The organism is Mycobacterium sp. 852002-51971_SCH5477799-a, assembly GCF_001667145.1.
In the GTDB taxonomy this organism is placed as follows: domain Bacteria; phylum Actinomycetota; class Actinomycetes; order Mycobacteriales; family Mycobacteriaceae; genus Mycobacterium.
The window spans coordinates 1-13,468 of sequence record NZ_LZIF01000012.1; the positions used below are offsets into that span (position 1 = coordinate 1).

At 67.4% G+C, this 13,468-nt stretch carries 14 protein-coding genes and 1 pseudogene; 12 read left to right on the forward strand and 3 right to left on the reverse strand.

Translation table 11 applies throughout. The annotated features are described in order from the left end of the window. The 11 genes and pseudogenes from A5753_RS23500 to A5753_RS00755 form a co-directional block, all read left to right on the forward strand. Nucleotides 1-234: pseudogene (locus tag A5753_RS23500) on the forward strand (hypothetical protein); the annotation flags it as partial. A 115-nt stretch (nt 235-349) separates the two neighbouring features. Then, nucleotides 350-1,261, forward strand: a complete 912-nt coding sequence (locus A5753_RS00710) for a Rossmann-like and DUF2520 domain-containing protein (RefSeq protein WP_067122026.1) — start codon at nt 350-352, stop codon at nt 1,259-1,261. After that, entirely contained in the window at nt 1,258-2,196 is a 939-nt protein-coding gene (panC, locus tag A5753_RS00715) for a pantoate--beta-alanine ligase (protein ID WP_067122029.1), read from the forward strand. Before A5753_RS00710 ends, panC begins: the two co-directional genes overlap by 4 nt. After that, entirely contained in the window at nt 2,196-2,615 is a 420-nt protein-coding gene (gene panD, locus A5753_RS00720) for an aspartate 1-decarboxylase (protein ID WP_067122032.1), read from the forward strand. Before panC ends, panD begins: the two co-directional genes overlap by 1 nt. Nucleotides 2,616-2,617: 2 nt before the next feature. Further along, a complete protein-coding gene (locus A5753_RS00725) occupies nt 2,618-3,433 on the forward strand; it encodes a type III pantothenate kinase (protein ID WP_067122035.1) in 816 nt (271 codons plus the stop codon). Between the two features lie 43 nt (nt 3,434-3,476). Next, the gene (gene lysS / locus A5753_RS00730) at nt 3,477-4,973 is read left to right on the forward strand and encodes a lysine--tRNA ligase (RefSeq protein ID WP_067122040.1); all 1,497 of its coding nucleotides are present in this window, start codon (nt 3,477-3,479) and stop codon (nt 4,971-4,973) included. Between the two features lie 127 nt (nt 4,974-5,100). After that, entirely contained in the window at nt 5,101-5,439 is a 339-nt protein-coding gene (gene lsr2 / locus A5753_RS00735; RefSeq protein WP_067122043.1) for a histone-like nucleoid-structuring protein Lsr2, read from the forward strand. A gap of 336 nt (nt 5,440-5,775) precedes the next feature. After that, nucleotides 5,776-8,322 (forward strand): ATP-dependent protease ATP-binding subunit ClpC, encoded by a 2,547-nt coding sequence (clpC1, locus tag A5753_RS00740; RefSeq protein ID WP_067122046.1) that lies wholly within the window; start codon nt 5,776-5,778, stop codon nt 8,320-8,322. 188 nt (nt 8,323-8,510) lie between these two features. Then, nucleotides 8,511-8,726: a CbtB-domain containing protein gene (locus A5753_RS00745; RefSeq protein WP_067122049.1), complete on the forward strand. Its 216-nt coding sequence runs from the start codon at nt 8,511-8,513 to the stop codon at nt 8,724-8,726. Between the two features lie 9 nt (nt 8,727-8,735). Further along, nucleotides 8,736-9,521 carry a CbtA family protein gene (locus A5753_RS00750; protein WP_067122052.1) on the forward strand — a complete coding sequence of 262 codons (786 nt, stop codon included), beginning with the start codon at nt 8,736-8,738 and terminating at the stop codon, nt 9,519-9,521. After that, nucleotides 9,518-10,063, forward strand: a complete 546-nt coding sequence (locus tag A5753_RS00755; RefSeq protein ID WP_067122055.1) for a histidine phosphatase family protein — start codon at nt 9,518-9,520, stop codon at nt 10,061-10,063. The genes A5753_RS00750 and A5753_RS00755 overlap by 4 nt, the downstream gene beginning before the upstream one ends. Before the next feature lie 3 nt (nt 10,064-10,066). Here A5753_RS00755 and A5753_RS00760 read toward each other — a convergent pair whose 3' ends face one another. Both A5753_RS00760 and mhuD read right to left on the reverse strand, forming a co-directional pair. Beyond that, the gene (locus tag A5753_RS00760) at nt 10,067-11,431 is read right to left on the reverse strand and encodes a serine hydrolase (RefSeq protein WP_067122058.1); all 1,365 of its coding nucleotides are present in this window, start codon (nt 11,429-11,431) and stop codon (nt 10,067-10,069) included. After that, on the reverse strand, nt 11,406-11,726 hold the full coding sequence (mhuD, locus tag A5753_RS00765; protein WP_007772332.1) for a mycobilin-forming heme oxygenase MhuD: 321 nt from the start codon (nt 11,724-11,726) through the stop codon (nt 11,406-11,408). The genes A5753_RS00760 and mhuD overlap by 26 nt, the downstream gene beginning before the upstream one ends. 63 nt (nt 11,727-11,789) lie before the next feature. Between mhuD and A5753_RS00770 the strand changes: the two genes are divergently transcribed. After that, on the forward strand, nt 11,790-12,560 hold the full coding sequence (locus A5753_RS00770; protein ID WP_067122061.1) for an alpha/beta fold hydrolase: 771 nt from the start codon (nt 11,790-11,792) through the stop codon (nt 12,558-12,560). Nucleotides 12,561-12,564: 4 nt separating this feature from the next. Here the strand turns inward: A5753_RS00770 and A5753_RS00775 are convergent, their stop codons facing one another. Then, on the reverse strand, nt 12,565-13,464 hold the full coding sequence (locus A5753_RS00775) for an A/G-specific adenine glycosylase (RefSeq protein WP_067122064.1): 900 nt from the start codon (nt 13,462-13,464) through the stop codon (nt 12,565-12,567). Nucleotides 13,465-13,468: the final 4 nt, after the last annotated feature.

Consider the following 13,468-nt stretch of genomic DNA (forward strand, 5'->3'; position numbering starts at 1 on the left):
GGCCCGGGTCCCCCGATGCACCCGGGCCCATCCGCGGATGCGCCCCCGCCGCCGCGCCTGGCGCCACCGCCGGCACCGGAGCAGGCGCCCAGGCACGGCGGTGACCCCCAGCAAGAGGGCCTCAACAGCGCGGGAGACGGCGCCCCCACGGGAGGGCAGTCGGTGGCCGATCTGCTGGCCCGCCTGCAGGTGCAGCCCTTAGAGGGCGGCCGGCGACGTCGCCGCGACGGCTGAGCTGGGAGCTTCCTCACATTGGGTAATGCCTGGTAATCGACTACAGTCGTGGTGACCGAACGGTACCCACCAGGTGGGACCGGAACGAAACAAGATATTTGTGAGGTCGTCTGCGATGGGGCAGCTCGACGGTTTGCGCCCGGCTCGGCTCAAGGTGGGAATCATCTCGGCCGGCCGCGTGGGCACCGCTCTCGGCGTCGCGCTGGAGCGCGCCGACCATGTCGTGGTGGCATGTAGCGCCATTTCCCATGCGTCTCGGCAGCGCGCACAACGCCGGCTGCCCGATACGCCGGTGGCACCACCGCCCGAGGTGGCCGCCGGTGCCGAGCTGTTGCTGCTCGCGGTCCCCGACAGCGAACTCGCCGGCCTGGTATCCGGGCTGGCCGCCACGTCGGCGGTGCGACCCGGAACCATCGTGGCCCACACGTCCGGCGCCAACGGTATCGGCATTCTCGGGCCGCTGGCCCGGGACGGCTGCATCCCGCTCGCGATCCACCCCGCGATGACGTTCACCGGCTCCGATGAAGACATCGGCCGGCTGGCGGATTCCTGCTTCGGCGTCACCGCGGCCGACGAAATCGGATACGCGATCGGGCAATCGCTGGTCCTCGAGATGGGCGGCGAACCGTTCTGCGTCGCCGAGGAAGCCCGCGTCCTGTACCACGCTGCCCTCGCCCACGCCGGCAACCACATCGTGACCGTGCTCGCCGACGCGCTCGACGCGCTGCGCGCCGCACTGCGCGGCAGCGAACTGCTCGGCCAACAGATCGTCGACGACCAACCGGGCGGCATCGCCGAACGCATCATCGGACCGCTGGCCAGGGCCGCGCTGGAGAACACCTTGCAACGCGGGCAGGCGGCGCTCACCGGCCCGGTCGCCCGCGGCGACGCCGCCGCGGTCGCGGGGCACCTGTCCGCGCTGGGTCAGGTCGGTCCGGAGCTGGCGCAGGCATACCGGATGAACGCCCTGAGGACCGCCCAGCGCGCGCACGCCCCCAGGGATGTCGTGGAGGTGCTGGCGCCATGAGTCCCGGCGGGCCTCCGGGCTTCACGGCGGGCGAACTCAACGTCTACTCCGCCCCGCGTGATGTCGCCGACGTCAGCCGCGCGCTGCGCCACACCGGGCGCCGGGTGATGTTGGTGCCCACCATGGGTGCACTGCACGACGGACACCTGGCGTTGGTGCGCGCGGCCAAGCGGGTGCCCGGCGCGGTGGTGGTGGTGTCGATCTTCGTCAACCCGCTGCAATTCGGCGCGGGCGAGGACCTCGGCGCCTATCCCCGCACCCTGGACGACGACGTCGCCCTGCTGCGCGCCGACGGCGTCGAAATCGTTTTCACCCCGACGGCCGCCGCGATGTATCCCGACGGCCTGCGCACCACCGTGCAGCCGGGACCGCTGGCCGCCGAGCTCGAGGGCGCCGTCCGGCCCACCCATTTCGCGGGAATGCTCACCGTGGTGTGCAAGCTGCTGCAGATCGTGCGGCCGGACCGGATCTTCTTCGGGGAGAAGGACTATCAGCAGCTGGTGATGGTCCGTCAGATGGTCGCCGACCTCAACATCGACGCGCAGGTCGTGGGGGTGCCGACCGTCCGGGAATCCGACGGCCTGGCCATGTCGTCGCGCAACCGCTACCTGGACCCCACGCAACGCGAACTGGCCGTGACGCTTTCGGCCGCGCTGACGGCCGGTGCACATGCCGCGCACGACGGCGGTGCGGCCGCGCTGGCCGCGGCGCGCGCGGTGCTGGACGCCGTGCCCGACCTCACCGTCGACTACCTCGAGCTGCGCGACGCCGGGCTCGGCCCGGCGCCCACCCACGGTTCGGCCCGGCTGCTGGTCGCAGCCCGGCTGGGCACCACCAGGCTGCTGGACAACATCGAAATGCAGATCGAAACACCCGCCGGCACCGCTGGGCCGGACGGACACCACGAATACGCCCGATCACCTTGGAGGAATTGATGCGCAGGACGATGCTCAAGTCGAAGATCCACCGGGCCACCGTCACGCAGGCAGACCTGCACTACGTCGGCTCGGTGACCATCGACGCCGACCTGATGGACGCCGCGGACCTGCTCGAGGGTGAACAGGTCACCATCGTCGACATCGACAACGGCGCCCGGCTGGTCACCTACGCGATCACCGGCGAACGCGGCAGCGGCGTGATCGGAATCAACGGCGCCGCAGCACATCTCGTCCACCCCGGCGACCTGGTGATCCTGATCGCCTACGGGACGATGGAAGATGCTGAGGCGCGTGCCTATAAGCCGCGCATCGTGTTCGTCGACGCCGACAACAAGCAGATCGACCTGGGCAGCGATCCGGCATTCGTGCCCGACGACGCGGCCGAGCTACTCAATCCCCGGATCGTTGCGCGGTAGCCGTGCTGCTGGCGATCGACGTCCGTAACACCCACACCGTCGTCGGGCTGATTTCGGGATCCAAAGAGCACGCAAACGTCGTGCAGCAATGGCGAATCCGCACCGAAGCGGAGATCACCGCCGACGAGTTGGCCCTGACCATCGACGGTCTCATCGGCGACGATTCGGAGCGGCTCACCGGCGCCGCGGCGCTGTCGACCGTCCCCTCCGTGCTGCACGAGGTGCGGCTCATGCTCGACCAGTACTGGCCGTCGGTGCCGCACGTGCTCATCGAGCCCGGGGTGCGCACCGGCATCCCACTGCTCGTAGACAATCCAAAGGAAGTCGGCGCCGACCGAATCGTCAACTGCCTGGCCGCTTTTCACCGATTCAATGCCCCCGCCATCGTCATCGACTTCGGATCCTCGATCTGTGTGGACGTCGTGTCGGTCAAAGGCGAGTTCCTCGGCGGCGCCATCGCGCCGGGATTGCAGGTGTCCTCCGACGCCGCCGCGGCCCGCTCGGCGGCCCTGCGCCGAGTGGAATTGACCCGTCCCCGTTCGGTGGTCGGCAAGAACACCGTCGAGTGCATGCAGGCGGGAGCCGTGTTCGGTTTCGCCGGGCTGGTCGACGGTTTGGTCGGGCGCATCCGCGACGACGTGGACGGCTTTGCCGGCGACGACGTCGCGATCGTCGCCACCGGCCACGCCGCGCCGCTGCTGCTGCCCGAGCTGCAGACCGTCACCCACTACGACCAGCACCTGACCCTGCACGGCCTGCGGCTAATCTTCGAACGCAACCCCGACGCGCAGCGCGGCCGGCTGAAGACGGCACGCTGACGTCGACGCACCGTCAAAGCGCGGTCCTTTAAGCTGGCACGTCGTGAGTGCCGACGACCTAGATATTCCCGAGCAGTACCGAATTCGCCGCGATAAGCGCGCTCGGCTGCTCGACGAAGGGCATGACCCCTACCCGGTCTCCGTCGAACGCACCCACACGCTGGCCCAGGTGCGGGCAGCCCATCCCGACCTGCCGGTCGACACCGCGACCGACGACCACGTCGGCGTCGCTGGCCGGGTGATCTTCGCCCGCAACTCCGGCAAACTCTGCTTCGCCACGCTGCAAGAGGGCGACGGCACCAGCCTGCAGGTGATGATCAGCCTGGACAAGGTCGGCCAGCAATCCCTCGACGCGTGGAAGGCCGATGTCGACCTCGGCGACATCGTCTACGTGCACGGCAACGTGATCAGCTCACGGCGCGGCGAATTGTCCGTGCTGGCCGACTCCTGGCAGATGGCGTCCAAGTCGCTGCGTCCGCTGCCCGTCGCGCACAAGGACATGAGCGAAGAGGCGCGGGTACGGCAGCGCTACGTCGACCTGATCGTGCGCCCGCAGGCCCGCACGGTGGCGCGGCAGCGGATCGCCGTCATCCGCGCGATACGCAACGCTTTGGAACGCCGTGGGTTTCTCGAAGTCGAAACCCCAATGTTGCAGACGTTGGCCGGTGGCGCGGCCGCGCGCCCGTTCATCACGCATTCCAATGCACTGGACATCGATCTCTACTTGAGGATCGCACCGGAACTGTTCCTGAAGCGCTGCGTGGTCGGTGGTTTCGACCGGGTTTTCGAACTAAATCGAGTGTTCCGAAACGAAGGTGCGGATTCCACGCATTCTCCGGAATTTTCCATGCTGGAGACCTACCAGGCGTACGGGACCTATGACGATTCGGCAGTAGTGACGCGTGAGCTTATTCAAGAGGTAGCCGATGAGGCGATCGGAACCCGACAACTCCCGCTTCCCGACGGCAGTGTCTACGACATAGACGGAGAATGGGCTTGCATACAAATGTACCCGTCATTGTCTGCGGCTCTCGGTGAAGAGATCACACCTGCGACGTCAGTTGAACAGTTGCTCGGAATCGCCGATCGACTCGGCGTCGAAATTCCCGCGAACCGGGGCTATGGACATGGAAAGATCGTCGAGGAACTGTGGGAGCACACCGTGGGCAACGCGCTCGTCGCCCCGACGTTCGTGAGGGACTTCCCGGTCGAGACAACGCCTTTGACGCGCCAGCACCGTAGCATCGCCGGCGTCACCGAGAAGTGGGATCTGTATCTGCGTGGAGTCGAATTGGCAACCGGCTATTCCGAATTGAACGATCCCGTCGTGCAGCGTGAGAGGTTCGCCGCGCAGGCGCGTGCGGCCGCCGCCGGCGACGATGAGGCCATGGTGCTCGACGAAGATTTTCTTGCCGCGCTCGAGTATGCGATGCCGCCATGTACGGGAACGGGAATGGGCATCGACAGGTTGTTGATGACTTTGACTGGACTGTCAATTCGAGAGACAGTTTTGTTCCCGATTGTTCGGCCCCAGTCGTAGTTGAAAGTCCCAATGTGCGGCTTCCGTACAGATTGAGTATGCTTCCCTGTTATGGCACATTGGTTACCCGGGGAGGTTCGATCCGATCTGCTAGTAACTGTTCAGGACGAAATGCGAGGACAAGCCAATGGCAAAAAAAGTGACCGTCACCCTGGTCGATGATTTCGACGGTGCCGGCGCAGCCGACGAAACCGTGGAATTCGGACTCGACGGGGTTACCTACGAGATTGACCTTTCGTCCAAGAATGCCGCGAAACTGCGTAACGATCTGAAGCAATGGGTGGAGGCCGGTCGCCGCGTCGGGGGCCGTCGGCGCGGGCGTACCGGCTCGGGACGCGGCCGTGGCGCGATCGACCGTGAGCAGAGCGCGGCCATCCGCGAATGGGCCCGGCGGAACGGGCACAACGTGTCAACGCGGGGCCGCATCCCGGCCGACGTGATCGACGCATTCCACGCAGCGACCTAGCAGTTCTCAAACCGGCGCCCAGGGCTAGCAGGCCCGGGCGCCGGTTTGTCGTTTCGCTGGGCGCGAAACAATCGTCGGCGGCCCGGGGAAACGAATTCGGCCATCGCAACGTTTCTTCAGTTATAGCGCGCAAAGCCGCAGGCAGTCACAGGTGATATCGGCCCAGCAGAGACCGGGCCCGTCCGCAGCGAAGAACGCACGCCAAGGTTAGGCCCGCTGGCAAGCCGACCACTACAGTGGAGACAGGTACGCGATTCCGGCCCCAGGGGACCGGCAGGATTGCTCGAAGGGCCGCTAACTAGTTTGTACCGATGTTGAGGGAGAGCAGGTAACCCGATGTTTGAAAGATTTACCGACCGAGCACGGCGGGTCGTCGTCCTGGCGCAAGAAGAGGCCCGGATGCTCAACCACAACTACATCGGAACCGAGCACATTCTGCTGGGTTTGATCCACGAGGGTGAAGGCGTCGCGGCGAAGTCGCTGGAGTCGCTGGGCATCTCGCTCGAGGGCGTTCGAAGCCAGGTCGAGGAAATCATCGGCCAGGGCCAGCAGGCCCCATCGGGACACATTCCGTTCACGCCCCGCGCCAAGAAGGTTCTCGAGCTGAGCCTGCGCGAGGCGCTGCAGCTCGGCCACAACTACATCGGCACCGAGCACATTCTGCTGGGCCTGATCCGCGAGGGTGAGGGTGTGGCGGCGCAGGTGCTGGTCAAGCTCGGCGCCGAACTGACTCGGGTGCGCCAGCAGGTGATCCAGCTGCTGAGCGGCTACCAGGGCAAGGAAGCCGCCGAAGCAGGCACCGGTGGGCGCGGTGGCGAATCCGGCAGCCCGTCCACCTCGCTGGTGCTCGACCAGTTCGGCCGCAACCTGACCGCCGCCGCCATGGAGGGCAAGCTCGATCCGGTCATCGGCCGCGAGAAGGAAATCGAGCGGGTGATGCAGGTCCTGAGCCGGCGCACCAAGAACAACCCGGTGCTGATCGGCGAGCCCGGCGTCGGCAAGACCGCCGTCGTCGAGGGCCTGGCACAGGCCATCGTGCACGGCCAGGTCCCCGAGACGCTGAAAGACAAGCAGCTCTACACGCTGGACCTGGGTTCGCTGGTGGCGGGCAGCCGCTACCGCGGTGACTTCGAAGAACGCCTGAAGAAGGTGCTCAAGGAGATCAACACCCGCGGCGACATCATCCTGTTCATCGACGAGCTGCACACCCTGGTCGGTGCCGGAGCCGCCGAGGGCGCGATCGATGCCGCGAGCATCCTCAAGCCCAAGCTGGCCCGCGGCGAGCTGCAGACCATCGGTGCCACCACGCTCGACGAGTACCGCAAGTACATCGAGAAGGACGCCGCGCTCGAGCGCCGCTTCCAGCCGGTGCAGGTCGGCGAGCCGACCGTGGAGCACACCATCGAGATCCTCAAGGGTCTGCGGGACCGCTACGAGGCGCACCACCGGGTGTCGATCACCGACGGCGCGATGGTGGCCGCGGCCACCCTGGCCGACCGCTACATCAACGACCGGTTCCTGCCCGACAAGGCGATCGACCTGATCGACGAGGCGGGTGCGAGGATGCGGATCCGGCGGATGACCGCGCCGCCAGACCTGCGCGAGTTCGACGAGAAGATCGCCGAGGCGCGCCGGGAGAAGGAATCGGCGATCGACGCCCAGGACTTCGAGAAGGCGGCCAGCCTGCGCGATCGCGAGAAGCAACTGGTCGGCCAGCGCGCCGAGCGTGAAAAGCAATGGCGCTCAGGTGATCTCGACGTGGTCGCCGAGGTGGACGACAACGAGATCGCCGAGGTGCTGGGCAACTGGACCGGTATCCCGGTGTTCAAGCTCACCGAGGCCGAGACGACCCGGCTGCTGCGCATGGAGGACGAGCTGCACAAGCGGATCATCGGCCAGGAGGATGCCGTCAAGGCCGTCTCCAAGGCAATCCGCCGCACCCGGGCCGGGCTGAAAGACCCCAAGCGCCCGTCGGGTTCGTTCATCTTCGCCGGCCCGTCCGGTGTGGGTAAGACCGAGCTGTCCAAGGCGCTGGCCAACTTCCTGTTCGGCGATGACGACGCGCTCATCCAGATCGACATGGGTGAGTTCCACGACCGGTTCACCGCGTCGCGGTTGTTCGGCGCGCCCCCGGGATACGTCGGCTACGAGGAAGGCGGCCAGCTCACCGAGAAGGTGCGCCGCAAGCCGTTCTCGGTGGTGCTGTTCGACGAGATCGAAAAGGCCCACCAGGAGATCTACAACAGCCTGTTGCAGGTCCTCGAGGACGGCCGGCTCACCGACGGCCAGGGCCGCACGGTCGACTTCAAGAACACCGTGCTGATCTTCACCTCGAACCTGGGCACCTCGGACATCTCGAAGCCGGTCGGCCTGGGCTTCACCCAGAGCGGCGGTGACAACAACTACGAGCGGATGAAGCAGAAGGTCAACGACGAGCTGAAGAAGCACTTCCGCCCGGAGTTCCTCAACCGCATCGATGACATCATCGTCTTCCACCAGCTGACCAGGGACGAGATCATCCGGATGGTCGACCTCATGATTGAGCGCGTCGGCAAGCAGCTCAAGACCAAAGACATGTCGATGGAGCTGACCGATAAGGCCAAGGCCCTGCTGGCCAAGCGTGGCTTCGACCCGGTGCTGGGTGCCCGCCCGCTGCGGCGCACCATCCAGCGCGAGATCGAGGACCAGCTCTCCGAGAAGATTCTCTTCGATGAGGTCGGTCCGGGCCAGGTCGTCACGGTCGACGTGGACAACTGGGACGGCGAAAGCGCCGGTGAGGAAGCGACATTCACCTTCACCGGTACCCGCAAGCCGCCGGCCGAGCCGGATTTGGCGAAAGCCGGGGCGCACAGCGCCGGCGACCCGGGGCCCGACGTCCAATAGCGAACAAGCGAAAACGGGCGGTAGTCGATCTCGGACTACCGCCCGTTTTCGCTGCGCCCTACACTGACCGTTGTCATCGACGTGTAACGGAATCTGGTGAAAGTCCAGAACGGTCGCGCCACTGCAAAAGTCAGACCCGATGCTCGTCATACCCAGCGGGGACGCGTTATCCCCAGAAGGAGTCGATAGTGTCCCACCCGCAGCTAACCGGCGGCCGCACCCGATCGGTCGACCTGTCCGCGGCACGCGCCGCACTCTGGTTGACGGCGACCGTCTTCCTCGCGTTGCTGGCGCTGTACTTCGTCGGCATCGACCAGGGGGCGGTCTCGCTGTTCGGCAGCGATTCGCACGTGCACGAGTTCGTGCACGACGCACGCCACCTACTCGGCTTCCCCTGCCACTGACCGCGTCTCGTGGAGAAACGCCTGATCGGGGGCGGTCTTCTGGCGGGTGCCGTCGGCGCGGTGCTGGCGTTCGTCTTCGCCCGCGTGTGCGCCGAGCCCGTCATTGGTCGCGCTATCGCCTTTGAAGACGGTCGCACCGACGCCGAGAATGCGCACGGCGTGCACGAGCACGGCGCGGAGCTGTTCACCCGCGGCGTGCAATCGGGTCCCGGGCTGGGATTCGGTGTGCTGATCTTCGGCCTCGCAATGGGCGCGCTGTTCGCAGTGCTGTTCAGCGTCGTCTATGCGCGGGCCGAAGTGGGCCAGCCGCAAAGGCTTTCGCTGCTGTTGGCGGCCGGCGCGTTCGGGGCGGTGTACGTGGTGCCGTTCGTGAAATACCCGCCGAACCCACCGGCCGTCGGACAGGCCGACACGATCGCAGCGCGGACCGGCTGGTACCTGGTGATGGTGCTGGTATCGGTGGTGCTGGCGATCGGCGCGGTCTGGCTGGCGCGCCGGCTCGCTGCCCGGTTCGGTGCCTGGAACGCCGGACTGCTGGCGGCCGCAGCGTATCTGGTGTCGATCGTGGTGGCGGCGGTGCTGCTGCCGTCCGTGGACGAGACACCAGAACCGCTGCGCGACGCCGCGGGGACGATCATCTATCCGGGATTTCCCGCCGATGTCCTCTACGAGTTCAGGTTGCTGTCGCTGGCCACCCAGCTGGTGCTGTGGGCGGGCATCGGTGTGGTGTTCGCGACGATCAGCGGGCGGCTGCTTTCAGCGCGGACGCGGCCGGCGTCGAGCATCGCGGCGTGACGGGGGTCGTCCGGCTGACGCTGCTCTCGCACGGCATGACCGACGCCATGGCGAGCGGGCGTTTCCCCGCCGACGAACCGCTGAACGCGATGGGCCGCCGCCAGGTTGAGGCTCTGGACGACGTCGCCCCCGCCCAGCGCCGGCTGTCCGGACCCGAGCAGCGCACCCTGCAGACCGCCAAACTGGTTGGCCTGCAACCCGAAACCGAGCCGCTGTTGGCAGACCTCGACTGCGGGCGGTGGCGCGGCGAGGCGCTTGCGGGGCTGCCACCGGATGAACTCGAGGTTTGGCTGAGCCAACCGGGCGCCGCGCCGCACGGCGGCGAGTCGATCGCCGACCTGACCTTCAGGGTTGCCCGGTGGCTGGAATCGTTGACCGCCAACCCATTACGCACGGTGGCGGTGACGCACCCGGCGGTGATCCGGGCGGCGATCGTGGCGGCGCTGGACATCGCCCCGGAATCATTTTGGCGGATCGACGTCGAGCCGGCTGACCGCGTCGTCATGCACTTCCGGGGTGGCCGTTGGACGCTGCGCTTGTAGGCCTCAGCGCGGGGCGATCAGCGCGAACGCCTGTTTGGCGATTTTCAGCATCCAGCCGGTCACCGTCGGCCCGTGATCGCGCGGCCAGTTCAGCTGGAAGCTGACCACCCACGGCTGCTGCGTCTTATCGACGGCATACCAGCTGAACGTCAGATCACCCGGCAGGCCACCGGCTTTCGCGCCGATATAGGGCCAGACGTTGTGGTCCAGCTGGATACCCGCGACCGCGGAGAGGATCTCGCGCACCGGCGCGGCCTTGCCGACCGCGTCGGCCTGCAGCGCCGCATGGACCCGACAGATGTCCTCGGCGTTGCCGTACCACTCGGCACCGTAGGAGGACGCCGGCGAATGGGCCCGCAACGGATCCGGGTCATACGGCGTCCAATTCGCCTGCGCCAGCAGCTGCGCACGGACTTGCGGCGATCCGTGCTCCCATCGGCTGCGCAGGTCCGGCCTGCCCCAGCCGACGGAGAACAGCTCGTACATAGTGGGGAACGGGGTCATGCTGGCCGGGTCGTGATGGCCGGCCGTGGCCAGCGCTTCGGAGATTGCGTGCGTGCCCATCTTCTCGATCAGCAGGTCGGTCGCCATGTTGTCACTGGTGGCGATCATCTTCTCGGCGGCGGTGCGCACCGAAACATGCGCTCCGGCAGGCAAAGCCAGCCCCGACGAGCCGACCGCCCGGCTCTTGTCGGTGACCGTCAGCTCGTCCTCCCAGGACACCGTCCCGTTCTTGATCGCGCCCGCCAGCGCGTGCAACACGTACAGCTTGAAAATGGATGCCAGCGGCAAGGATTCGTGGGTGTTGGTGCCCGCCACCGGATCGCAATGCCCGTCGTTGACCTTGGCGACTTGATAGGAGTAGCGCGCACCGGTCTTGCTCAGCACCGCGTCGATGTCGTGCCACGAGCTGATGGTGGGCGCCTGGGTCTCGAGATCGAAATGATCCACCGAACCGCCGTCATCGGTGTGGATCCGGATGTCTTGCTCGGCGCCGTAGGACGAGGTCAGGTGCAGCGTCGCCACGCTCGCACCGAGGTCGACGCCGTTGAGCGTGAACGGACGGTCCCACCACAGCGCCTCCATGGTGGTTTCCACCGACTCGACCTTGTCGGGCGCGGCGAGGGTGCCGACCCCGACCGGGCCGATCGGCCAGTCCGAGTTGAGCATGTCCAGCGTCTGCTGGGCCCGGATCCCGGGCGGGGTGCGGGTGTCGATCTGCCGTCCCGGATTCGCCGCGTTCGCCTGCGGGGAGGGGTTCGCGGCGCAACCCGGCGCCAATGTCGCTACCAGTGCGGCGGCCGCGCTCAGCACCCACGCGCGGCGCCGGGCCGATGACGCGCTAGCCAGCCTGCTTGTTGCCGGCAACGTCCATCACAACCTCGAATTCCAGCAGCGAGGCCCCGGTCGCCACCGGCTTCGCCCGCTCGCCGGAGTGCGCTTCGATGGCGGGCCCCTGCGCCCACGCCTGGAATGCCTCTTCGGACTCCCACTGCGTCACCACGAAGTAGCGGTTCTCGCCCTTGATCGGGCGGAGCAGCTGAAAGCCGAGAAAGCCGGGCTGGTTGTCGACGGCGTGCGCCCGGTGCGCGAACCGCTTCTCCAGCTCCGGGCCGGCGTCGGCGGGTACTTCGATTGCGTTGATCTTCACCACTGGCGACATGCCGCTAGGCTACCCCGCCGATCCCCGTGCCCGGGCCGTGGGCGGTGCACGCAAGATGGTGCTATGCCCAGCCATCTGTTGACTTGCCACGGGGGAGACGGCGAGCCGCTGGTGCTGGTGCACGGCCTGATGGGACGCGGGACCACCTGGCCGCGGCAACTGCCCTGGCTGACCCGGCTGGGTGCCGTCTACACCTACGACGCGCCGTGGCATCGGGGCCGCGACGTCGAAGATCCGCACCCCATAAGCACCGAACGGTTCGTGGCCGACCTGGCCGACGTGGTGAGCACGCTCGAGGTGCCGGTCCGGATCGTTGGGCATTCGATGGGCGCCCTGCACGCATGGTGCCTGGCCGCCGAGCGCCCCGAGCTGGTTTCCGCCCTGGTGCTCGAGGACATGGCGCCGGACTTCCGCGGCCGCACCACCGGCCCCTGGGAACCCTGGCTGCACGCCCTACCGGTCGAATTCGGCTCCGCCGAACAGGTTTTCGCCGAATTCGGGCCAGTCGCCGGCCAATACTTCCTGGAGGCCTTCGACCGCACCGAAACCGGTTGGCGGCTGCACGGTTACACCGCGCGGTGGATCGAGATCGCCGCCGAGTGGGGCACCCGGGACTACTGGGCGCAGTGGCACGCCGTGCGTTCCCCCGCGCTGCTGATCGAGGCCGGCAATTCGGTCACCCCGCCCGGCCAGATGCAAGAGATGGCCGAAATCTGCCCCACCGCAACGTATTTGAAGGTCCCGGAAGCCGGTCACCTGGTTCACGACGAGGCGCCCCGGCTGTACCGCGAGGCGGTCGAGGCGTTTCTGGCGGCGCCGCGCCCCCCGGCCTGACCGGCTACTCCTCGCCGGCCAGCGCGAACCGGCCGTCGCGCGTCTGCGTCACCAAACCATCGGCCAGCAGCGAATACAGCGCCCGGTCGCGCTGTGCGGTGTCGGTCAGCCACGCCACGTCCAGGTCGGCGCGGGTCACCGGAGAATCGTTGGCGCGCAACACATCCATCAGTCGCCCGCGGACCTGACGGTCGGTCCCGGCATAGGTCTGAGCGCGGCGGGCCGGGCCCTGTGGGGGCGGATAACCGGCGTGCCGCCAGGCGCACCGGTCCAGCGGGCACAGCCCACAGCGCGGCGCGCGCGCCGTACACACCGTCGCGCCCAGTTCCATCAGCGCGACGGAGAACTTCGGTGCCGTTTCGTCATCGGGCAGCAGCGCCGACACGTCGGCGTGGTCGCGCGTCGCGGCCGGCGCGCCCGCGTCGGCCAGGCCGTGCACCACGCGCGCCACCACCCGACGCACGTTGGTGTCCACCACCGGTACCGACTGGCCATAGGCGAAGCACGCGATCGCGCGGGCGGTGTAGCTGCCGACACCGGGCAGCATCAGCAGCGTAGCGACGTCATCGGGCACAACGTCGTCGTGATCGCGCGCGATCACGACCGCGCATTCGTGCAACCGCTTGGCCCGCCGCGGATAGCCGAGCTTGCCCCAGGCGCGCAGCACGTCGGCGGCGCTGGCCGCGGCGGGGGCCGACGGGATCGGCCACCGCCGCACCCAATCCGTCCAGATCGGCAGCACCCGCGATACCGGCGTCTGCTGCAGCATGAATTCACTGACCAGGATCTGCCAGGCGCTCACCGCGGGGTCGCGCCACGGCAGATCGCGGCGCGACGTCTGGTACCACCCCAGAAGTTCGTCCGCCGGGATTCGAGGGCGGTTAGTCACGGGCGACCGCGGCACAGCA